The sequence below is a fragment of the Photorhabdus sp. HUG-39 genome (assembly GCF_963878365.1).
In the GTDB taxonomy this organism is placed as follows: Bacteria; Pseudomonadota; Gammaproteobacteria; order Enterobacterales; family Enterobacteriaceae; genus Photorhabdus; species Photorhabdus kayaii.
Genome location: NZ_CAWNWY010000003.1, coordinates 67,176 through 89,080 on the forward strand (window position 1 = coordinate 67,176; position 21,905 = coordinate 89,080).

A 21,905-nucleotide genomic window follows, 5' to 3' on the forward strand; every position below is an offset into this window, starting at 1 on the left:
TTTTATGAAGAAAAAACTTTCTCTGCTTTTACTTTCTCCTCCTGTTCTGGGAATTATGTTGATTCTCTTATCTGTAATTCTATTTAGTCATCAGGTATCCGCCGCCAAACAATTTAAAGTTGTCACGACCTTTACTATTATCCAAGATATCGCGCAAAACGTAGCAGGTGATGCGGCGATTGTTGAATCAATTACTAAACCTGGTGCCGAAATCCATGATTACCAACCCACCCCCAAAGATATTATAAAATCTCAACATGCTGATTTGATCCTTTGGAATGGGCTAAATCTAGAACGCTGGTTTGAACGCTTCTTTGAAAACCTTAAAGATGTACCTGCCGTTGTCATTACTGACGGCATTGAACCACTACCTATCCGTGAAGGGCCTTACAATGGGAATCCTAATCCTCACGCTTGGATGTCACCCACAAATGCTTTAATCTATATTGAGAATATTCGCCAAGCATTTGTGAAATACGATCCTGAAAATGCAGAAACTTATAATAAGAATGCCAAAGCCTATGCTGAAAAAATCGCACAACTGGATTCTCCACTGAGAAAACGTCTTTCCCGTATTCCACAGGATCAACGTTGGTTAGTCACCAGTGAAGGGGCTTTTAGCTATTTAGCTAAAGATTACCAATTCAAGGAAGTTTATCTATGGCCAATTAATGCGGAAGAACAAGGTTCACCACAACAAGTTCGTCATGTCATTGATACTGTAAGAGCAAACAAAATCCCAGTTGTATTTAGCGAAAGTACAATTTCAGATAAACCCGCTAAACAAGTCAGTAAAGAAACAGACGCCCGTTATGGTGGCGTTCTTTATGTAGATTCACTCTCCGGCAGTACTGGCCCGGTACCAACTTACATTGATTTACTGAACAAAACTGTAGATACAATCGCAAAAGGATTTAATCAATGAATAGCAATATACTGTTTGAACGTCCTCATTTAGTCGTTGATGACGCCACTGTGACTTATAACAATGGTCACACAGCTATTTATGATGCAAGTTTTTCTATCACCGGTGGAACTATTTGTGCGTTGGTGGGCATTAACGGTAGCGGTAAATCCACATTGTTTAAGACTATCATGGGACTGGTAAGCCCATCTCAGGGAAAAGTAACTCTGAGTGATATGCCAGTCAAAAATGCTTTGAAGAAAAATATTATTGCATATGTCCCTCAAACAGAAGAAGTCGACTGGAACTTTCCAGTATTGGTTTCTGATGTCGTTATGATGGGCCGCTATGGGAAAATGGGATTCCTGAGAATCCCAAGTAAAAGAGATCACCAAGCTGTTGATAAAGCACTTGAACGTGTCGGCTTAACGGCCCTACGCAACCGACAGATTGGCGAACTCTCGGGCGGGCAGAAAAAACGGGTTTTTCTTGCAAGAGCTCTAGCTCAGGAAGGTAAAGTTCTATTACTAGATGAACCTTTTACTGGTGTTGATGTAAAAACAGAGAATGCCATCATTGACCTGTTGTGTGATTTACGTGATGAGGGCCATCTGGTTCTGGTTTCTACACATAACCTCGGTAGCGTGCCTGAATTCTGCGATCATGTTATCCTAATCAACCGAACTGTTCTAGCAAGTGGCCCAACAGAAACAACGTTCACCCAAAAAAATTTAGAGATGACTTTTGGTGGAGTACTTCGTCATATTAATCTATCTGGTCCGGAATTACATGATGATGATGATCCACGCTCCTTGACTGTTATTACTGATGATGAACGCGCAGCCGTATTTTATGGTCATGATCATCATGTTCCGCCAAGGCAGGGTCAGCATAAGGAGAAGCGTCAATCATGACAGAGCTTTTGCTGCAACCTTTTCACTATAATTACATGGTAAAAGCCATCTGGGTTAGCGCCATCGTCGGTGCTGTCTGTGCCTTTCTTTCTTCCTACCTGATGTTAAAAGGCTGGTCATTGATGGGAGACGCGCTCTCTCACTCAGTTGTGCCTGGCGTCGCTGGTGCTTATGCGCTGGGTCTTCCTTATGCAGGTGGTGCTTTTTTTACCGGAATGCTGGCAGCTCTGTCTATGACTTTAGTTCGTCATATCACTCGCTTACGTGAAGATGCAGTAATCGGGTTCATTTTTTCCACTTTCTTTGCGGTCGGCTTATTAATCGTTTCCCTCAATCCTACATCGGTTAACGTACAAACCATTATTTTCGGCAATATCCTTGGCATCGCTGATGAAGATGTTCTCCAAGTTGAAATCATTATTGCGATTTCATTTATCGTGCTCATGTTTATCTGGAAAGATTTGCTAATTGTATTTTTTGATGAAACACATGCTCGCTCTATCGGTTTATCTCCCTTGCGGATGAAAATCATTTTTTTTACTTTGTTGAGTGCTTGTACTGTCGCAGCCTTACAAACTGTCGGCGCTATTCTGGTGATTGCAATGGTTGTCACTCCAGGCGCAACAGCTTACTTATTAACAGATCGTTTTAAGCACCTGCTGATCATTGCCGTTACTATTGGTTCCCTGACCAGTGCATTTGGCGCTTACCTAAGCTTTTTCCTTAACGGCGCTACTGGTGGTGTCATTGTCACGCTGCAAACCGTTATTTTCCTACTCGCATTCTTCTTTGCACCAAAGCATGGGCTATTCGCTTCACGTATACGTGCCAGAAAAGAATCCTCAGCCTTGGCTCAGGAGACAACACAATTATGAATGAGTTGACACAATTACTCACTGAGCCGTTTATGTTTCCATTTATGCAACGGGCGGTATTTGCTGCTATTGTAACAGGTGCAGTATGTGCAATACTCTCTTGTTATCTGGTTCTTAAGGGCTGGTCGTTAATGGGTGATGCCATCTCTCACGCTGTATTGCCAGGCATTGTGCTAGCTTTCGCTGCTGGTATACCGCTGGCTATTGGCGCATTCCTTTCCGGTATTTTTTGTGCTTTTGCAACAGGATATCTGAAAGAACATAGCCGGATAAAAGAAGATACTGTCATGGGAATTGTCTTTTCAGGCATGTTTGCCTTTGGTTTAGTTCTTTTTGCCCGAATAGACACTGACCAACATCTCACTCATATTTTGTTCGGAAATATTCTAGGGATCACTAAAGATGAGTTGAATCAAACATTATGGATTACCTGTATCACTATGGCGGTAGTACTGCTAAAGCGCAAAGACTTCATGCTTTACTGCTTCGATCCAAACCAAGCACGCGTAGTGGGATTACCTGTTAAGCTTTTGCATTACGGTTTACTTTGTCTATTGTCAATGACCATTGTCGCTTCCCTGCAAGCCGTGGGAATGATTTTAGTTATCGCAATGTTGATATCACCGGGAATCATCGCTTTCATGTTATGCCGCAGTTTTGACCGAATGTTAATTGTCGCTATCATTGCATCAGTCAGTTCCTGTGTCCTGGGTACTCTGGTCAGTTTCCACATTGATGGTGCAACGGGGCCATGCATTGTTATTGTTCAGGCTATTTTCTTTACACTGGCACTGACTTACAGTCAGATAAAACTTGTAAGAACAAAATCCAAACGTAAAACGTATCAATCAGCCCTACAAATCTCTAACGAACCCAATCAATAACAAAAAGGGTTATATCTGTTTTGAGATATATACCCTATGGATTTCAAGATGGATCGCGACGGCAAGGGAGCGAATCCCCGGGAGCATAGATAACTATGTGACCGGGGTGAGTGAGTGCAGCCAACAAAGAGGCAACTTGAAAGATGACGGGTATAACCCTGTTAATCATCTTTTTTACCTGATCATATGTTTTCTCTGACTATAATTGTTCATAAAGTAATTGACGACATAGAGAGGTGAACCATGTGGCAAACAGTAAATCGTTTGTTAAACGAACATTTCGGTGTTGCTGAAATTCACGATAAAACTGAGTTAGCCGGAGGGGACATCCACCAAGCTTGGCGAGTCACTCATGGAAAACGACAAGTTTTTGTCAAATCAAATCTGCGCGAGATGCTCCCTGTCTTCAAAGCAGAATCAGAACAGCTTGAACTCCTGGCTCGCAGCCAAACTATCCGTGTTCCAACTGTTTATGGCATTGGCAATGCCCGTGACCATAGCTTTCTATTGCTTGAATTTCTGCCTTTAAAATCTTTTGACCCTCACAGTGCCTATTGCTTCGGTCAACAACTGGCAAAACTTCATCAATGGAGTGAGCAACCTCAATTCGGCTTTGACTTTGACAATATGCTGGCAACAACTCCACAACCTAATGGCTGGCAACGACGTTGGCACCAATTTTATGCGGAAAAGCGGGTTGGTTGGCAATTACAAATCGCAGCAGAAAAAAACATGATATTTGGTGATATTGATAATATCGTTCAAGCTATAAGTAACAAACTTCAACACCATCAGCCACAACCCTCTCTGTTACATGGCGATCTCTGGCCAGCTAATTGTGCTTCGCTAGATGACCAAGCCGTTGCCTTCGACCCAGCCTGTTATTGGGGAGATCGTGAATGTGATTTCGCTATGTTACCGTTATACCCTGACTTACCCATGCAAATTTTTGATGGCTATCAGAGCATATGGCCACTCCCTGCCAACTTTATTGAACGGCAGCCTGTGTATCAGCTCTATTATTTGCTTAACCGGTGTAATCTCTTTGGTGGTGATAATCTTATTGCGGTTCAAAATATTCTCGATAATATTTTGACTGAAAATAGCCAATAGATGGTAATCAGGCTGCGAAAATACTTATTCCGCAGCTATAGCCAACCGGAGAATCTACCAGCCTAAGATTTTCAATAGAAAATAAAAAATTGCACCGATAATTACCGGTGAAATATATAAGGTATAAATCTGACTGAACAGCGTATGACGAGGAAGTTTAATTTTTAATTCAATCTGTTCTCTCGTCAGGCCATCATTGCCTTTAGCTTTTTCAATAATAAGCTGATCTTCAATGTTTTCTCGTATAAACTTCACTTGTCTGTATATCCGTTGACCTGACGCACTCATAGCAAGGCCGAAAAAAATAAGAAAATAGATAATCAGGAAACCAAGCGTTGATCCGGTAAAACCAGCCAGACGATCAGGTGTTGGTGAGTTTTTCCAGAAGAAATCCAGAAATGGGGTATTAAAACGCACCATTTCAGCCATCATTTTCAGGAAATCATCCAAAACAGCATTGATACCATCACCTTTAATACCGTGCAGCCAGGCAAGGTTAATCACAGAAACAGTGGTCGATAAAAGTGCCGGAACAAAAATCACCCAACCTAAAACTCGCTTAATAATAGCGATGTATCCGGCTTTTTGGTAAGTCATCGATATCCCTCATAACAATAAGCAGATTTTATTTTCGGCTAATCATAGCCCATCAATCACCAAATTTAACTTTATATTTAATTAACTAAGCATTTCTTACCATGTTCCCGATCAGGAAAAGATTTCACCTACTGAGATTGTTACAATCAGCTTTCGCTAACTGTCTGACCAGAGAGAGATACTTAAATGTCTTTTCATTTACCAATAAAAGCGGCCATTTTCGATATGGACGGCTTACTGATTGACTCTGAACCCTATTGGACCCAAGGAGAAAAAGAAGTATTTAGTGAATTAGGTCTGGATTTCTCTTTAGCAGAAAAACTACCAGATACTCTTGGATTGCGAATTGACCAAGTTGTGGAACTTTGGTATCAGGCTTCTCCCTGGCAAGGGGCATCAAAATCAGACGTGGAACAGAGAATTACCGACCATGTTATCGATTTGGTAAAAGAAAACCGTCCTTTACTCCCAGGTGTTGAATATGCTTTAAACCTTTCATCATTTATGCCGATGGCAGCTTCTTATTGTTCACATAGTAGCCGTAGCGCTTATGTCTTATTCTGTCAAACAAAAATCTAATTAAATATTAACGTTATATACCCTATGGATTTCAAGATGCATCGCGACGGCAAGGGAGTGAATCCCCGGGAGCATAGGTAACTATGTGACCGGGGTGAGCGAGTGCAGCCAACAAAGAGGCAACTTGAAAGATGACGGGTATATATTAATAAATAAGATATTTTTGCTTTTCACCCTCTATCTTACCCACATAAAACCCTCTATACTTCGCCGACTGTATGGATAGACAGTTATTAGTCAGAGGAATTTATGACCGCAGAAGGGCATCTTTTATTTTCAGTTGCCAGCATCATCTTGGCACATAAGCTAGAAATAACACCAGAGATAGCTTATGGAGACTGGTTGCATATGCTACCAGGGGTACTGCTTACTGCCTTGTTACCCGATATCGATCACCCTAATTCAACCCTGGGTAGATTATTCAGATTTATCTCCATTCCTATTGCCAAACTCTGTGGTCATAGAGGCTTTACTCACAGTTTACTTGCTCTCATATTAGGGATTACTTTATTTTGGCTAAAAATACCCGAAGAGTGGCTAATCCCAACTGATTTTTTCCATGCCATGATTGTTGGCTATTTGAGCCATCTGATTGCAGATATGCTAACACCGGCTGGTGTGCCGTTATTGTGGCCAATCAAAATACGTTTCTGTCTACCTGTGCTTGGCAAGCAAGGAAATAAGAAAGCAGAAAGGTTTATTTCTGCCCTATTAATTGTCATTGCCATTTTTCTACCAGAAGATATTGAATCTTCTATACTTTTTTATATAAATCGCATCAAAGATCTCTATTTCTAATGCTCTAATTGACTAAAAATAAATCTTAAAAGTCACATTAATTATATTAAATTCTATATAGTTATAAATGAAAATAGTTTAATCTGGTACTATATTCCCCAACTGCTTGTTGTAATGTGTTCGTTTGCAAACCTACACGATTCAATACAGCTTATAACTTAACTAAATTGAATTCTGGAGTTTGGGGATGAATTTACCACTCATTTCGAATGTGCTCGTCTTCGTAGCACTGCTTTTGCTATTGTCAAAAACCAGTTCACGGCAATGGAACCTGTCGAAAAAGGTTTTTGCGGGCCTTACCATTGGCATTATTTTTGGCTTAGCACTGCAACTGGTTTATGGTTCTGATAATACCATAGTGAAGGAATCCATATCATGGTTCAACATTGTAGGTAATGGCTACGTACAACTTCTACAAATGGTCATTATGCCTCTGATATTTGCCTCTATTTTGAGTGCAGTCGCCAAACTACACAAAGCATCTTCTCTGGGAAAAATCAGCTTTCTGACTATCGGAACGTTGTTATTCACTACAATGATTGCAGCACTTATCGGTATCATGATTATCAACCTGTTCGGCCTGACTGCTGAAGGTCTGATTCAAGGTCCCCAAGAAACAACACGTCTGTCTGCTATCGAAAACAACTATGTCAGCAAAGTCTCTGATTTATCTGTACCGCAATTGATTCTATCTTTTATTCCGAAAAATCCGTTCGCAGATTTAACCGGCGCTAACCCAACTTCTGTTATCAGCGTTGTTATTTTCGCAACCTTCTTAGGTATCGCTGCCCTGCAAATGTTGAAAGATGATCATGAGAAGGGTGAACGCATATTAGTCGCTATCGACACTATACAGGCATGGGTAATGAAACTGGTTCGTCTGGTTATGCGCTTAACGCCGTATGGTGTTATGGCCCTGATGACCAAAGTTGTCGCTAACTCTAATATCCATGAAATTGCAAAACTGGGAACCTTTGTTATCGCATCCTATATTGCACTAGCACTAGTATTTGTTGCTCATGGGTTTCTACTTTCTCTCTTCGGCATCAATCCACTTAGATTTTTCAAAAAAACTTGGCCAGTGTTGACTTTTGCATTCACCAGCCGTTCCAGTGCTGCCAGTATTCCACTGAATGTCGAAACCCAGACACTCCGTATTGGCGTACCAGAATCAATCGCCAGCTTTTCAGCATCTTTTGGAGCAACAATCGGTCAGAATGGCTGTGCCGGAATTTATCCCGCCATGTTGGCCGCAATGGTTGCTCCAACAGTGGGCATAAACCCACTCGACCCGATGTGGATTGCAACACTCGTTGGCATTGTCACTATCAGCTCTGCTGGCGTTGCTGGTGTGGGCGGCGGTGCTACGTTTGCAGCACTGATTGTCTTACCCGCAATGGGACTACCTGTAACGTTGATTGCTTTATTGATTTCTGTTGAGCCTCTCATTGATATGGGCCGTACGGCACTGAATGTAAGTGGTTCAATGACTGCTGGCACTATTACCAGCCAACTGATGGGACAAACTGATAAAACTATCTTCGATCAGGAAGAACATGTTGAATTAAGTCAGCTATAATTTAAAACTTCAAAAACTGTAAAAAAGCCGGGATTGATTCCCCGGCTTTTTATTTTATTCACAATATTATTTATTCAGGTACTGTCCACTACGCAGTGCTTCAATACGTTTGTCCAATGGTGGGTGAGACATGAACAGCTCACTGAATGTTTTTGATTTACCATTAATACAGAACGCCATCATACTGCCTTCTTCCTGCGGTTCATAACTGGTTTTCAGACGCTGTAAGGCAGCGATCATTTTCTCACGACCGACCAACTTGGCAGAACCTGCATCTGCATGGAATTCGCGATAACGTGAGAACCACATTGTGATAATGCTCGCCAGAATACCAAATACTATTTCCAACACCATTGAAACAACCATGTAAACAATAGGATTGCCCGAAGAGTTACTCTCTTCCTCATCACTGTTGCCAGACAGGAAACTTGATACAGCTTGAGCCAGTAGACGGGAAATAAAGATAACGAAAGTATTTACTATCCCTTGCAGCAAGGTCATCGTCACCATATCACCATTAGCAATATGACTAATCTCATGAGCAATAACAGCTTCTGCTTCTGCCCTACTCATGTTATCCAATAGACCGGTGCTGACAGCAACCAGAGAAGCATTACGACGCGCTCCGGTAGCGAATGCGTTAATATCAGGCGCGGTATAAATCGCAACCTGGGGCATGGCAATATTGACTTGTTCCGCTTGACGGCGAACAGTTTCAACTAACCAATGTTCAACTTCATTTGCTGGCTGTTCTATGACCTGGGCACCCACAGAACGCAGGGCCATCCATTTGGACATCAACAGGGAAACAAACGCCCCACCGAAACCAAACAGACCAGCCATAATCATCAAACCTTGTACACTACTCCCCTGAATTCCTGTCAAAGAAAGTATTATCCCGAACACCAACATAACAGCGAGGTTAGTGAGGAGGAACAAAACAATTCGCATCATAAAAACCGGCTTCCTTTATTAATAATCAATGCACTTTCAGAACTACTCTATAAATAAGGCTGTTCTTACTATATTCAAGGCTTTTAACCTGTTAAGCGATAAAACCAACATAACTTTACAAAATCATGAAAAAACCCACATTAGCCTAACACCAATTGGTTAAACAAAATACGCCAATACCTGGTAATACTGAGAAAATGTGAAATAATTCATCCTTCCTGAAAAGAAAAAACACCTTAAAAAGACTGTTTATATTACTGACAGCCCAATATACCATTCACTCAAAACATCCCAAGCAAACGATATTGGGCATTAATCATTAGGCTTTAACCCATTATTTTACTTAGACTTAGCCAACATTTTCTCAGCAGGTTGGTGCGCTAAATCAAGTGCAATCTTCACTGACTCATCGAGATAGGGATCTGGCCCCTGATAATCTTTAGGCAAATCATCCAGTGAAGTTAACGGTTTTTTACCCTCGCGTTTAAAGCGATCATTTATGCGATTCAACTTCAGAGCATCCGCTTCTTTATTCTCTTTCTCTCTTTGTGCATAGTTCAGAGAAACAATATTTTTATGCTCTTTCAGCGCCTTATAGTGAGCAATATCCTCATTGATATACTTGAATTCTGGATCAGTTGTAATGCGGGCATTGTGAGCAACATTCAACTGAGGAACCAATGCAGCAATAATTTTAGACCCTGTATAACGGGCAGGAGGAATGCTATCCCAAGGCAAAGCATTATCTTCGAAACTTTCCCCGGTTTCTGCCGGATCAACCCCCGTAGGCATTACGATATCAGGAGTAACCCCTTTACGCTGAGTACTACCGCCATTCACACGATAAAACTTCTGAATCGTATATTGGACAGACCCCAGTGATGGCCAATCAGGACGCATCATTTGATCGTAAATACGACTCAAAGAACGATATTGCTGAACTGTACCTTTACCAAAAGTCGGTTCACCAACAATCAACGCTCGCCCATAATCCTGCATTGCTGCGGCAAAAATTTCAGAAGCAGAAGCACTAAAATGGTCTACCAGAACAACCAAAGGTCCTTTATAGTACACCACTTCATCAGTATCAGAATCCTGACGAATTTTCCCATTATTATCTCTAACCTGGACAACCGGGCCACTTGGGAGAAACAAGCCTGATAAAGAAACCGCCTCTGTCAGTGCGCCACCACCATTGCTACGCAAATCAATGACAATAGCACTGACATGCTGTTTGGTCAGTTTTTGTAATTGAGTTTTAACATTATCAGTCAAACCAACATAAAAACCGGGGATATCAAGCACGCCCACTTTTTCCTGACCCATGGTCTTAACTGACATCTTCACAGCCCGATCTTCCAAACGGATCTGTTCGCGAGTTAAAATAACAGTACGCGGTTTTGCCCCTTTGGTATCAGAAATAACCTCAAGCCGCACTTTACTCCCTTTAGGACCTTTAATCAGCGCAACCACATCATCCAGACGCCAGCCAATAATATCCACCATAGACTTTCCTGACTGGGCAACGCCGATAATCTTATCACCCACGTTTAATGCTTTGCTTTTGGCGGCAGGTCCACCAGCAACCAAAGAATTTATAACTGTGTAGTCATCATCTATTTGCAAAACAGCACCAATCCCTTCCAGGGAAAGACTCATTTCTGAGTTAAACTGTTCAGTATTGCGTGGTGAAAGATAATTGGTATGAGGATCAATTTCACGGGCAAACGCAGTCATAATCAATTGGAAAACATCTTCACTCTGGCTTTGTGTCAGACGTTTTAACGCGGATTGATAGCGTTTGGTGAGCATCTCTTTGATTTTCTTGTCCTCTTTGCCGCTGAGCTTGAGGTTGAGCCAATCATATTTAACTTTAGCATCCCAAAGTTTATTTAGCTCTTCCACACTCTGTGACCAAGGGGCTTTGGAACGATCAACATCAATTGTATCGTTACCATCAAAATTCATTGGCTGTTCAAGACGCGATAAAGCGTACTGATAACGCTCAAAGCGACGTTTCTGTAACAAATTAAACAAGTCATACGGAATTTCCAGATTCCCATTTTCCAATTCCTTGCCTAACAACTTTTTCTTATCGGCATACTGAGCAACATCTGACGCCAATAATATGTTATGGCTGTAATCCAGTATATTAAGATAGCGGTCAAATATTTTTGCCGAAAAATCACCATCTAAATCAAATTGGCGATAATGAGAACGAGTGAAGCGGGATGTTACCCGCTCGCTAACTGTTGAATGCTGAGGCTCTTGCTTCAATATAGGTAATTGTTCAATACCAACAGGAACAGCCACTGGACTGTTTGTATTTGCATAACAAGTACCAAAAATTGAAACACCTAAAACAAAAGCCAGTCTGACGAATTTGTTCATGCCCAGGTCGGCCTCCGTATCAGAACTGTAAATGTTCTGCGCGTACAATCATTGCCAAACCGGAAGGCAATTGTACCCGTACACCATCTTTGGCGACTTCAAGCACAGAAGCATCCACTGAACTTTTACCCACTCTTACTTTAATTTCCTGACCAATTTTCAGCGATGAAACATCGACAATCTGAATCGGTACAGGTTGAGCAGGTTTAGCAACTGGTTTACGTGCTTGCTGAGGGCGCTTTTGCTGACGTGGTGGCTGCCGTTTTTCCCCCTCAGTATTATTAGCGCGGCGACGAGGAGCTGGTTTCTTGGCTGTGGGCCGTTCATTTTTTTCACCAGCAGCCACATTTTCAGCTTCACGTTTTTTAGCTCTTTGCTCTGCACGCTGTGCCTGAACCCGTGCTTTAGCTTCAGTCAGTTGCTGAAGAGCGTGCTCAATGTGTTCCGCTTCCAATTCACCGCATGAATTACCATCAAGGTCAACACGCTGCGCACCTTCTTTCACACCATACAGGTAACGCCAACTTGATGTGTACAGACGCAAGGCGGAGCGCAGTTGTGTTTTACTTAAACACTCTTCGTCCTGAATACGTTCAACGATATCTTGAAAAATACCGATCTTTAAAGGACGAGCTTCACCTTCGGCTACGAAACAGAGCGGGAAACGCTCAGCTAAAAAAGCAATAATCTCTTTACTACTATTCAACTTAGGTTGATTTTCCATGAAATTTCCTGATTACAACGGTTTTGCCAACCAGCATAGGCATGAACTGGCGTCATTATAATAGCGTTGCTGATAAATGCCACGTTATCCATATGTTAAGTTACATTCAATTCAACATATTTCGGCACAACGCACTGTTCTAAATGAGCACAAAGCCCATCAATAAGGGCTTGTAAGCCAAATTCGTCTTTCTGGTCGAACCTATTAAAGACCGTACTATCAATATCCAATACACCGATAATTCTATCGCTTACGATCAACGGCAACACAATTTCAGCGTTACTAGCAACATCACAGGCGATATGACCAGGGAACGCATGAACATCATCAACACGCTGGATACGCTTTTTCAATACAGCCGTTCCGCATACCCCCTTGCCAACAGGTATTCTGACACAAGCAACTTTTCCCTGAAATGGTCCTAACACCAACGTATTACCATCAATCAGGTAAAAGCCAACCCAGTTAACGTCATGCAAACGTTCATACAACAATGCACTGGTATTAGCCAGCGTCGCTATTAAGTCATACTCACCAGACAACAGAGCTTTTAGGTCTCCCGTAAGCTCCCGATAGAACTCATTTTTATTCATAATTGACCTATCCGATGAAATTCACAAAACGCATCTCTATTTTTATATCAAAAAAACATCAAGTGCCCATAACAATAAGGTTAACAGTCTGTCACACTGACGTAAATTTTTTACTGTCCTCAATAAGATATTCTTTAATTATATTTATTGAATACTTGCAAAGGCTAGTGAGATATCACACCACTTCACCAAAACATTATCAGAGGTACAACCAGTATGAATATGATTCACTGTTAGTGCCTCTATGCCCTCATACAATAAAATCAAATTGAGTTTTTACACAATTATAAAGATCAATTATCTGATAACAGTATCGTTCATTAGCCCCTTTCATTTGAGAGTTGACTAGTAGTGTAGTAAAAAAACTAAACATTCAAACAAGTTATCCATAGAATTATTGCATTTACCACACCACCACCAACACTTTGAGTCCTTACTACCACACCAAATAAATATTTCCTACTGAATGTATAAAAGGTCAAAGAATAACAGAGATAAAAAAAGCAATATGACAAGAGTAAGTTTTAGAACAGATCATTATAACAGCAATATCATCTACCGATTATCCAGCACAGAAAATATTATTACTGGAAATCTCAGCTATTTGATCTATTCTCAATGATGGTCACGCTGGTCTTACCTGTTATATAAAAGTTAAGGAGCAATCATGAACCAGACAAAATTAAGAATTTCCAGCTACGAAATTGATGATGCTATTCTCTCTTCACCTTCCCAAGAGGACGATATCACCATTAGCATTCCTTGTAATTCCGACCATGAACTTTGTATGCAGTTGGATGGATGGGATGAACATACCAGTATTCCCGCCTTACTAAACGATAAACACATTCTTCTCTACCGAAAGCATTATGATAGACAAAAACATGCATGGGTTATGAGGGTGGTCTGATGTCCACAAAACTTGTGACAAAAAGAGGCCGAGTTGACTCCTCTACTCGGCCTAGGGAAAATGGCTCTTAAGAGCCGTGCGCTAAAAGTGTCATTGAGACGAAAAACAACTTACAATTTAAAGAGTAGCTGACATACTTGCATTTTACCAACTTTTTGGATAATAAATAATCAAAAACAACATCTTCCATTAAGCCAAAATAGACGCTATACCCTACGGATTTCAAGATGCATCGCGACGGCAAGAGAGTGAATCCCCGGGAGCATAGCAAACTATGTGACCAGGGTGAGCGAGCGCAGCCAACAAAGAGGCAACTTGAAAGATAACGGGTATATTGCTTACTCAATGACATTATCTCTTATCGCACAATGCTAAAGCGGCTTGTTGGAATGGCTCTATACTCATTTTTTGGGTCGGATTTTTGCTATCATCCAATAGAATAATATCCAAAGACTTAGCATTCACTTTCCCCACCTTCATCATATCCGTGGCTATATCATTCAATGGGTATTGCACTAACGTACTTGGATTAATCACAAACAGAGCCTTATTTGCTCGGCAATCCAACATCACCTCTTCCCGCGTAAATGCCCATTTATCACCAAATTGTAGCTTACTCACCGTTTCAATCGGTGCAGCAACATTTTGAAAAGAGAGACAAAGCAAGGAAATTAATAAAAGTAAACGTTTCATAATAGTTACCAATGTAGATATAAAAGCGAGCGAAATGGATCTTTTCACACACTATCTATATACCCAATGGATTTCAAGATGCATCGCGACGGCAAGGGAGCGAATCCCCGGGAGCATAGGTAACTATGTGACCGGGGTGAGTGAGTGCAGCCAACAAAGAGGCAATTTGAAAGATAACGGGTATATACCAATAGCACCTATTGAGACAGATAATTAATTAAGAAAATCAAATCGGTTGATAAGTAGCAAAAACAGCAACACATAATAGAACCAATGCTCCAAGAATAATTTCAACCCAACTATTGATAATCAACAATTGATAGCGGCCAGGTTGCTTCAGTTTAGGAACCAAGATATAGCGGTTAATTAATGCAAGCATCACCATACCCACCACCAATGCTATCTTCAGCCATAGCATGGATTGATATTCACTACCGCTATATTTCGGCCAGTTCGGTAGCAAAATTAAGCTGCTTATAATGCCAGTAATGATAATCAGGGTTACAGCAACGTGACCATACGTGGAAAAACGCATCATGGAGATCATAATCTGTTTATCCAACCCTATAGCCAATTCATTTTGTATCCGTAAAAATTGCAAGCATAACAAAAACGGCCATAATCCACCAAACCAGTATCCAACACTCACTAAGTGAATTACCTGATTAATCTGAGAAAAAACACCTGTTATCCCATCATGCATTACCGAATGGCCTATAAAAGCATGGCAGGAGAGTAAAACAGCAGAACTGATTAACATCAAAATATTTCTGGCTTTTTGTTTACCGATAAACAAAAACCCTGTAGCAACTATTGAAACCAGTATTTGCCATTGCCAAACTTTACCAAAAGTTGTTCCCAATACTGCCAACCAGATTTCTAGATTACAAATATCCTGCCAACCATCACCCATTATTCCCGATTGAATTGCCAACCATCCAATTGTTGTTACTAATGTCACAACTGTACTGATAATTACCCCTAAACGAAGGCGTGCATCAATCAGAACAGATAAACGCTCAGGAACCAATATGGCAGTAAATATGCTAAAGCCAAACACTAACATAACTGCCACGAAATGAGTGAAGCGACAAAGAATATACAGCGCCGCTAGAGACATAATTATTTCACTGTAAAGCTATAGGCACCTTTAGTCTTATGCCCATCAACAGAGACCACGCTCCAGTTAACATCATATCTCCCTGTCGCCAGTTTATCTTCGATAGGAAGAATAAGTTTTGTATTAGTTGCCGGATCAAGCTTCAACTTTCCCGTTTTAATGAGTTTATTTTCCGGGCCAATCACTTTTACTTTGCTAAAACTCAGCTCAATACCTTCAGAAAAGCTTAGCGTGATCACCTGCGGTGTATTTTCTACTGTAGTATCTTCTGCCGGAATTTGTTCTGTTAAATGCGCATGGGCCAAAGCTTGCTGGCAAGATATGGCAACAAAAAGGACAATTAAAGCAGATAATTTTCGGCCAAAAGAGCGGATTGTGCTAATGGTCATCAATAACCTCTTAATTTTCAAATGAATCGCTATAAATTGTCATCATTTTATATCAAAAGAATTATTTTATCTGCGATAACTTACAATAAGAATTTCGTCTTGTGAACTATCGCGCAAAAATAAAGGAAAACCGCAGCATTGACTTTAAATACCTAAAGTTATTGCGACTACTGCGGCTAATTAATTCCCTTTCATTAGACAGGATTTGCAGTAGACAGACCTTTCAGATCCTTATCTAATAAGAAAAGTGCTTTACCATCCTCACCAACCATATCCAGTTTATCAAGGATAGATTTAAACAATTTCTCTTCTTCATGCTGTTCTGCTACATACCATTGCAGAAAGTTAAAAGTAGAATAATCCTGCATGGTTATCGCCAAATGAGCAAGTTTATTAATTTCGGCAGTAATAAATCGCTCGTGTTCATAAGTTCTATTGAGTACATGAGATATAGATTCATAATCGGCCACAGGTGCATCAATTTGCCCCAAACGTGGCATTGCGCCTGTATCACTCAGATACTCAAACAAGCGATGCATATGCTGCATCTCTTCCTGAGAGTGCGATTTAAAAAACGCAGCGGCACCTGGTAACCCTTGTTCACTACACCATGCACTCATTTGCAGATATAAATTCGCAGAATAGAACTCCAGATTCATCTGCTCATTTAATTTATTAACCATTTCTTGATTTAACATAATAGATACTCCAGTTATTAATTGGACTACATTATGCCAATTAAATGAAAATAATAAAACCCAATAATAAAAATAAATCAAAAATAAGTATCACATTGAAATATAAATATATTTTTTAATAAAAATATGAAAATGAATCTCATTTAATATATTTAAATGAAAATGAATCACATTTACAAAATAATCTTCATCAAGGAATTTTGATATTTAATGATAATGAATATTATTTATATTTATAAAATAATCAATTCAGACCTTGCCAGAAAAACCTGTCTGGATTAGTTTTATCACTTTGTGAATGAGAGAGACACTGATGAAACATAATCTGGCCGAACTTTCTACAGAGAATATGGACAAAGTGAATGTTGATTTGGCAGCTTCTGGCGTAGCCTTTAAGGAACGTTACAATATGCCGGTACTTCCTGATACAGTTGAACAAGAACAACCCGAACATCTGCGGCAATATTTTCAACAACGTTTAGTGCATTATCGCCAATTATCCAAACAATTTTCCAATTTACCCTACGAGCCAAAAGGCCGCTGATCATCCAGTAAGAATGGGTAACCACCGGATAACCGGTGATTATATACCCAATGGATTTCAAGATGGATCGCGACGGCAAGGGAACGAATCCCCGGGAGCATAGATAACTATGTGACCGGGGTGAGTGAGTGCAGCCAACAAAGAGGCAACTTGAAAGATAACGGGTATATCCAATTACTGATCTGCAAACCTATCTGTTGCACTAATAAGCTGATGTAAAATACCCGGCTCATCAAATGAATGCCCTGCTCCTTCAATGATATGTAATTCCGCTTCCGGCCATGCCTGCGCTAGATCCCAAGCATTTTGCACCCGGCACGCCATATCATATCGGCCATGAATGATAACTGCCGGAATATCCCGTATAACGTCAATATTATTCAACAGTTGCTGCTCCTCATTCATAAAACCCTCATTGATAAAATAGTGGTTCTCAATCCGAGCAAATGCCAAAGCAAACTCATCTTCCGTAAAACACTCTACATTATTTGAAGGAAGCAATGTTACCGTCTCTCCTTCCCATAAACTCCAGAGACGCGCGGCTTCTAATTGCACCCGAAGATCATTACTAGTCAGCCGCTTATTATATGCTCTGATCACATCCTTTCGTTCTCCTTCCGATAAAATAGATACCATTCGTTGCCATTTGTCAGGGAAGAAATTAGAAGCACCATCCTGATAATACCAGTGCAACTCTTGTGGTCTCAGCAAGAAAATTCCCCGAAGAATTAATTCAGAAACGTGTTGGGAATGAGTCTGGGCGTAAACTAAAGATAAGGTTGAACCCCACGAACCACCAAATACCAGCCATTTTTCTACTCCCATCAATTGACGTAAGCGCTCAATATCTTCAACTAAATGCCAAGTGGTATTATTTTCCAAACTGGCATGAGGTTTTGAACGCCCACAACCACGCTGATCAAATAACATGACATGATATTTCTTCGGGTCGAATAACCGACGGTGATAAGAAGCAATACCACCACCCGGCCCACCATGAATAAATACAGCCGGCTTACCTACAGGATTACCACACAATTCCCAATAAATTTGATGACCGTCGCCTGTATCCAAATACCCCGAACGATAAGCTTCACAAGCCGGATATAATTTTCTCAATTCTGACATAACATTTCCTTTACTGGCTAACACCAAATCTGGTATCCGTCTAATGACGGGTAGACATAACTATCAGAAAATGTTATTTCAATTCACTATAGCTAATCGTATTTTGCTGACAATCAACGACAACACGGTAATCTTTGTCACGCTTAGAACCACGAACAGTCAGCGGAATTTTTAATATATCTTTATCGCCAGTGATATTTTCCGCCTTTACCCACACCACTGGTTTAGACGTTCCCAATTGCTTTCTATCTTCTGACCAATGGTTAATGCGGTTTTGCAGAAAATCACGCTTTACTTGAGCGGCAATTTGCGATTTAGTTAAATTGTCGCAAGAAATAAATTTATCAACACGTTTGTTCTCCGACACAGCAGATACTGTGAATGAAACCGTGAGCAAAAGTGCTGCACCTGATAGGCTAACTCTGTTAATGATATGACATGCTTTCATACTACCTCCCGTTAATATCTCAAAGTAAGAGATTAAATATGGAGCTAACCTAACATGTCAGGTAAAATAAATGTGTGATTATTGTTAAATAAATAATTTAATTATGTTGATTTTTCATCATCAAACACCACATTAACCTGCTCTTTTCCTCGATGTCGCTCACGAAGTTCTTGTGCAACCAACGCAATCGCTTCGCCACTGCTCATTCCTTCAACCATCAATTGCTGAATTTTTTCTACCGCTCGTTGCTGTTCCTCATGGGATAAAGTTGGCATCTCTGAAAACATGATAATAACCTCTATAAAGTGATCTATGCCGAAGAGTATAGCGATTTTTAACTCAAGTAAGGAATGGATTTCTATGTTAATCTGTAAGGATTAAAATCAAGACTAACTTTTGCATTACAATTGCTAAACCAACACTATAATGAGCATTTCACTACAAAAACGGCAATTACCCTATCAACCAGACGCTGCCATCAACTATTTCGCGCCGATTTCAAATCAGTCTTGGGCAATGCTGCTCCATTCTGGTGCGGCCAACCATCCCCATAACCGGTTCGATATTTTGGTTGCAGAACCACGGATGCTACGGATTTATTACGCGCCTGTTTTCCCGGTGGTTCTATTACCGGAGCTCCTAAAATCAGAGCAATGGAAATAATAGAAGAGCTTGAACCTCACCGCCGACATGGATATTGTGGTTCAATTGGCTATATTAGTTTCTGTGGCACAATGGACAGCAATATCACCATTCGTACCCTCTTAACTGAGAAAGAAAAAATATATTGCTGGGCCGGTGGCGGAATCGTTGCCGACAGCATTGCTGAAAAAGAGTATCAGGAAACATTTGATAAGTTGAATCGTATCTTGCCGCAACTAGGGAAAATAAAAGTAATATGATATCACTGTCTGATTTCGTTAACAGATTTCAGTTACAACTTCCACCACCACCTAAACGGCTTTCAGATAACAACCGCCATGCTGCGGTATTATTACCAATCATCTGCAAACCGAAGCCAACGTTATTATTGACCCGACGCTCCGCCACTTTACGATCACATGCCGGTCAAGTCGCTTTTCCAGGGGGGGTTGCTGATCCTAAAGATAAATCAATAATCGCGACAGCACTACGGGAAGCGGAAGAAGAAGTTAACATACCTCATCAGAAAGTTCAGGTTCTGGGACAACTCGCTCCTTTAAATAGCATCAGTGGCTATCTGGTGACGCCTATTGTCGGATTATTGCCCCCCGGATTATCCTTCCACAGCAACCCGGCAGAAGTTTCCAAAATATTCGAAGTTCCTCTATCTGAAGCGCTCTCACTTTCGAGTTATCATTATCTTGATGTTAGTCGCCGTGGTCAGCGGCATCGTATCTATTTTTACTGGTATCAGCAGCATCTCATTTGGGGATTAACAGCGACAATAATTCATCAATTAGCTCAACAAATTCAGGTTTGATCCAAATCATTTAAGGATAACAAATTTGTATTTTTTTTATCCATCTTTATCGCTGTTGCTATCATAATTCAAAAAAACCTGTAAACTCCCTTATCAACACGACTAAATCACAGTAAAGTAGCGTACCTCAATATATATAACTATATCTCTATCTTTTTTAAGGAGTCTGGCGTGATTAGCGTTTTCGACATGTTTAAGGTCGGTATTGGCCCATCTAGCTCTCATACGGTTGGCCCGATGAAAGCCGGCAAACAGTTTGTCGACGATCTGGTAAACCAGGGATTAATGCCTTCTATCACGCGTGTAGCCGTCGATGTTTACGGCTCACTCTCATTAACCGGCAAGGGTCATCATACGGATATCGCCATTATCATGGGTCTGGCAGGTAATTTACCCGCCACCGTTGATATTGATTCGATCCCCGGTTTTATTCGTGATGTAGAGCAAACACAGCGTATTAAACTAGCCAACGGTTTACATGAAGTCGATTTCCCACGTGATAGCGGCATGGTTTTCCGAAGTGATAATCTGTCATTACATGAAAACGGCATGCAAATTCACGCATTCGCGGGGGACAAAAAAGTTTATAGCAAAACCTACTACTCGATTGGTGGTGGTTTTATTGTTGATGAAGAACACTTTGGTAAACCCTCTCAGGATACCAAACCAGTTTCATATCCATTCAATTCAGCAAAAGAATTACTGATGAATTGTAATAAAACCGGGTTATCTATTTCCGGTTTAATGATGAAAAACGAGCTGGATCTCCACAGCAAAGAAGAAATTAATGCCTATTTTGCCGATGTCTGGGATACCATGCAGGCTTGTATTGAACGTGGTTTGAACACCGAAGGGGTTTTACCTGGCCCACTGCGTGTACCACGCCGGGCAGCGGCATTACATCGTATGCTAACCTCATCAAATAATTTATCTAATGATCCAATGAATGTCGTGGATTTGGTGAATATGTTTGCCTTGGCTGTCAATGAAGAAAATGCTGCGGGTGGGCGTGTTGTTACCGCACCAACCAATGGCGCTTGTGGCATTGTTCCTGCCGTACTCGCTTATTACAACCATTGCATTGAACCTGTAACACCAGAGCTCTATATCCGCTATTTCCTGGCTTCTGGCGCTATTGGCATCCTATATAAAATGAATGCATCGATATCTGGAGCTGAAGTGGGTTGCCAAGGGGAAGTAGGTGTTGCCTGCTCGATGGCAGCAGCCGGCCTTGCTGAATTGCTCGGTGGCAGTGCTGAACAGGTCTGTATTGCGGCTGAAATCGGTATGGAACATAACCTCGGCCTTACTTGTGACCCGGTAGCAGGCCAGGTACAAGTACCTTGTATTGAACGAAATGCCATTGCGTCAGTAAAAGCAATCAATGCTTCACGCATGGCTTTGCGCCGTACCAGTGAACCGCGCGTTTCTCTCGATAAAGTTATTGAAACCATGTACGAAACAGGTAAAGACATGAACGCTAAATATCGTGAAACATCCCGCGGTGGGTTAGCAATTAAAGTTCAGTGTGATTAATCAAATAAATAACTTGTTTTTTAATCAATAAATGCTTCTGTAATGAAAATATCCCTACCCTATGGTTGGGAT

26 protein-coding genes and 2 pseudogenes are annotated in these 21,905 nt (G+C 40.9%); 16 read left to right on the top strand and 12 right to left on the bottom strand.

Annotated elements, in window-relative coordinates:
• The first annotated feature begins 4 nt into the window (after positions 1-4).
• The 5 genes from AAC155_RS03170 to AAC155_RS03190 all read left to right on the top strand — a co-directional run bounded on the left by AAC155_RS03170 (position 5) and on the right by AAC155_RS03190 (position 4,690).
• Positions 5-925, top strand: coding sequence for a metal ABC transporter substrate-binding protein (locus AAC155_RS03170; RefSeq protein WP_113040999.1), 921 nt, complete (start codon positions 5-7; stop codon positions 923-925).
• Complete coding sequence (locus AAC155_RS03175) at positions 922-1,818, top strand: manganese/iron ABC transporter ATP-binding protein (RefSeq protein ID WP_112893985.1); 897 nt, start codon at positions 922-924, stop codon at positions 1,816-1,818. The genes AAC155_RS03170 and AAC155_RS03175 overlap by 4 nt, the downstream gene beginning before the upstream one ends.
• The gene (locus tag AAC155_RS03180) at positions 1,815-2,693 is read left to right on the top strand and encodes a metal ABC transporter permease (protein ID WP_112875720.1); all 879 of its coding nucleotides are present in this window, start codon (positions 1,815-1,817) and stop codon (positions 2,691-2,693) included. The genes AAC155_RS03175 and AAC155_RS03180 overlap by 4 nt, the downstream gene beginning before the upstream one ends.
• The gene (locus tag AAC155_RS03185) at positions 2,690-3,577 is read left to right on the top strand and encodes a metal ABC transporter permease (protein WP_113041000.1); all 888 of its coding nucleotides are present in this window, start codon (positions 2,690-2,692) and stop codon (positions 3,575-3,577) included. The genes AAC155_RS03180 and AAC155_RS03185 overlap by 4 nt, the downstream gene beginning before the upstream one ends.
• Before the next feature lie 243 nt (positions 3,578-3,820).
• Positions 3,821-4,690, top strand: a complete 870-nt coding sequence (locus AAC155_RS03190) for a fructosamine kinase family protein (protein WP_113041001.1) — start codon at positions 3,821-3,823, stop codon at positions 4,688-4,690.
• 54 nt (positions 4,691-4,744) lie between these two features.
• Here the strand turns inward: AAC155_RS03190 and AAC155_RS03195 are convergent, their stop codons facing one another.
• Positions 4,745-5,287: a YniB family protein gene (locus AAC155_RS03195; protein ID WP_113041002.1), complete on the bottom strand. Its 543-nt coding sequence runs from the start codon at positions 5,285-5,287 to the stop codon at positions 4,745-4,747.
• 186 nt (positions 5,288-5,473) lie between these two features.
• Between AAC155_RS03195 and AAC155_RS03200 the strand changes: the two are divergent.
• From AAC155_RS03200 to AAC155_RS03215, 4 genes and pseudogenes are all read left to right on the top strand, one after another.
• Positions 5,474-5,824 (top strand): annotated as a pseudogene (locus tag AAC155_RS03200) (HAD hydrolase-like protein); the annotation flags it as partial.
• A gap of 127 nt (positions 5,825-5,951) precedes the next feature.
• Complete coding sequence (locus tag AAC155_RS03205) at positions 5,952-6,092, top strand: hypothetical protein (RefSeq protein WP_158536477.1); 141 nt, start codon at positions 5,952-5,954, stop codon at positions 6,090-6,092.
• 23 nt (positions 6,093-6,115) lie between these two features.
• Positions 6,116-6,664, top strand: a complete 549-nt coding sequence (locus AAC155_RS03210; protein WP_113041003.1) for a metal-dependent hydrolase — start codon at positions 6,116-6,118, stop codon at positions 6,662-6,664.
• Positions 6,665-6,851: 187 nt separating this feature from the next.
• The gene (locus tag AAC155_RS03215; RefSeq protein WP_191214722.1) at positions 6,852-8,243 is read left to right on the top strand and encodes an L-cystine transporter; all 1,392 of its coding nucleotides are present in this window, start codon (positions 6,852-6,854) and stop codon (positions 8,241-8,243) included.
• Positions 8,244-8,309: 66 nt separating this feature from the next.
• Here AAC155_RS03215 and htpX read toward each other — a convergent pair whose 3' ends face one another.
• From htpX to AAC155_RS03235, 4 genes are all read right to left on the bottom strand, one after another.
• Positions 8,310-9,197 (bottom strand): protease HtpX, encoded by an 888-nt coding sequence (gene htpX / locus AAC155_RS03220; RefSeq protein WP_113041005.1) that lies wholly within the window; start codon positions 9,195-9,197, stop codon positions 8,310-8,312.
• Positions 9,198-9,536: 339 nt separating this feature from the next.
• On the bottom strand, positions 9,537-11,588 hold the full coding sequence (prc, locus tag AAC155_RS03225) for a carboxy terminal-processing peptidase (RefSeq protein ID WP_113041006.1): 2,052 nt from the start codon (positions 11,586-11,588) through the stop codon (positions 9,537-9,539).
• A 19-nt stretch (positions 11,589-11,607) separates the two neighbouring features.
• Positions 11,608-12,312 carry an RNA chaperone ProQ gene (gene proQ, locus AAC155_RS03230; RefSeq protein WP_113041007.1) on the bottom strand — a complete coding sequence of 235 codons (705 nt, stop codon included), beginning with the start codon at positions 12,310-12,312 and terminating at the stop codon, positions 11,608-11,610.
• Positions 12,313-12,407: 95 nt separating this feature from the next.
• Positions 12,408-12,905 (bottom strand): GAF domain-containing protein, encoded by a 498-nt coding sequence (locus AAC155_RS03235; RefSeq protein ID WP_113041008.1) that lies wholly within the window; start codon positions 12,903-12,905, stop codon positions 12,408-12,410.
• Between the two features lie 667 nt (positions 12,906-13,572).
• Here AAC155_RS03235 and AAC155_RS03240 point away from each other — a divergent pair.
• The gene (locus AAC155_RS03240) at positions 13,573-13,815 is read left to right on the top strand and encodes a DUF1480 family protein (protein WP_112875709.1); all 243 of its coding nucleotides are present in this window, start codon (positions 13,573-13,575) and stop codon (positions 13,813-13,815) included.
• 351 nt (positions 13,816-14,166) lie between these two features.
• Here AAC155_RS03240 and AAC155_RS03245 read toward each other — a convergent pair whose 3' ends face one another.
• Positions 14,167-14,508, bottom strand: a complete 342-nt coding sequence (locus AAC155_RS03245; RefSeq protein ID WP_113041009.1) for a YebY family protein — start codon at positions 14,506-14,508, stop codon at positions 14,167-14,169.
• 34 nt (positions 14,509-14,542) lie between these two features.
• Between AAC155_RS03245 and AAC155_RS03250 the strand changes: the two genes are divergently transcribed.
• The gene (locus AAC155_RS03250; RefSeq protein WP_146748044.1) at positions 14,543-14,725 is read left to right on the top strand and encodes a hypothetical protein; all 183 of its coding nucleotides are present in this window, start codon (positions 14,543-14,545) and stop codon (positions 14,723-14,725) included.
• A gap of 9 nt (positions 14,726-14,734) precedes the next feature.
• Here AAC155_RS03250 and copD read toward each other — a convergent pair whose 3' ends face one another.
• The 3 genes from copD to ftnA all read right to left on the bottom strand — a co-directional run bounded on the left by copD (position 14,735) and on the right by ftnA (position 16,715).
• Positions 14,735-15,628, bottom strand: coding sequence for a copper homeostasis membrane protein CopD (gene copD / locus AAC155_RS03255; RefSeq protein ID WP_113041010.1), 894 nt, complete (start codon positions 15,626-15,628; stop codon positions 14,735-14,737).
• 2 nt (positions 15,629-15,630) lie between these two features.
• Positions 15,631-16,017 carry a CopC domain-containing protein YobA gene (yobA, locus tag AAC155_RS03260; RefSeq protein ID WP_113041011.1) on the bottom strand — a complete coding sequence of 129 codons (387 nt, stop codon included), beginning with the start codon at positions 16,015-16,017 and terminating at the stop codon, positions 15,631-15,633.
• Positions 16,018-16,211: 194 nt separating this feature from the next.
• The gene (ftnA, locus tag AAC155_RS03265) at positions 16,212-16,715 is read right to left on the bottom strand and encodes a non-heme ferritin (RefSeq protein WP_113041012.1); all 504 of its coding nucleotides are present in this window, start codon (positions 16,713-16,715) and stop codon (positions 16,212-16,214) included.
• A gap of 313 nt (positions 16,716-17,028) precedes the next feature.
• On the opposite strand from ftnA, the gene AAC155_RS03270 reads away from it, so the two are divergent.
• Entirely contained in the window at positions 17,029-17,259 is a 231-nt protein-coding gene (locus tag AAC155_RS03270) for a DNA polymerase III subunit theta (RefSeq protein ID WP_112875704.1), read from the top strand.
• 174 nt (positions 17,260-17,433) lie between these two features.
• Here AAC155_RS03270 and pip read toward each other — a convergent pair whose 3' ends face one another.
• The 3 genes from pip to AAC155_RS03285 form a co-directional block, all read right to left on the bottom strand.
• Complete coding sequence (gene pip, locus AAC155_RS03275; protein WP_113041013.1) at positions 17,434-18,387, bottom strand: prolyl aminopeptidase; 954 nt, start codon at positions 18,385-18,387, stop codon at positions 17,434-17,436.
• A 73-nt stretch (positions 18,388-18,460) separates the two neighbouring features.
• Entirely contained in the window at positions 18,461-18,835 is a 375-nt protein-coding gene (yebF, locus tag AAC155_RS03280) for a protein YebF (RefSeq protein WP_113041014.1), read from the bottom strand.
• A 101-nt stretch (positions 18,836-18,936) separates the two neighbouring features.
• On the bottom strand, positions 18,937-19,122 hold the full coding sequence (locus AAC155_RS03285) for a YoaH family protein (RefSeq protein WP_112875701.1): 186 nt from the start codon (positions 19,120-19,122) through the stop codon (positions 18,937-18,939).
• A 139-nt stretch (positions 19,123-19,261) separates the two neighbouring features.
• Between AAC155_RS03285 and AAC155_RS03290 the strand changes: the two genes are divergently transcribed.
• From AAC155_RS03290 to AAC155_RS03305, 4 genes and pseudogenes are all read left to right on the top strand, one after another.
• On the top strand, positions 19,262-19,498 hold the full coding sequence (locus tag AAC155_RS03290) for a hypothetical protein (protein WP_113041015.1): 237 nt from the start codon (positions 19,262-19,264) through the stop codon (positions 19,496-19,498).
• A pseudogene (locus AAC155_RS03295) lies at positions 19,420-19,737 on the top strand (chorismate-binding protein); the annotation flags it as partial. The gene AAC155_RS03290 and the pseudogene AAC155_RS03295, both read left to right, overlap by 79 nt.
• The gene (locus AAC155_RS03300) at positions 19,734-20,297 is read left to right on the top strand and encodes a CoA pyrophosphatase (RefSeq protein WP_113041016.1); all 564 of its coding nucleotides are present in this window, start codon (positions 19,734-19,736) and stop codon (positions 20,295-20,297) included. The pseudogene AAC155_RS03295 and the gene AAC155_RS03300, both read left to right, overlap by 4 nt.
• A gap of 171 nt (positions 20,298-20,468) precedes the next feature.
• Entirely contained in the window at positions 20,469-21,833 is a 1,365-nt protein-coding gene (locus tag AAC155_RS03305; protein WP_113041017.1) for an L-serine ammonia-lyase, read from the top strand.
• The last annotated feature ends 72 nt before the right edge of the window (positions 21,834-21,905 follow it).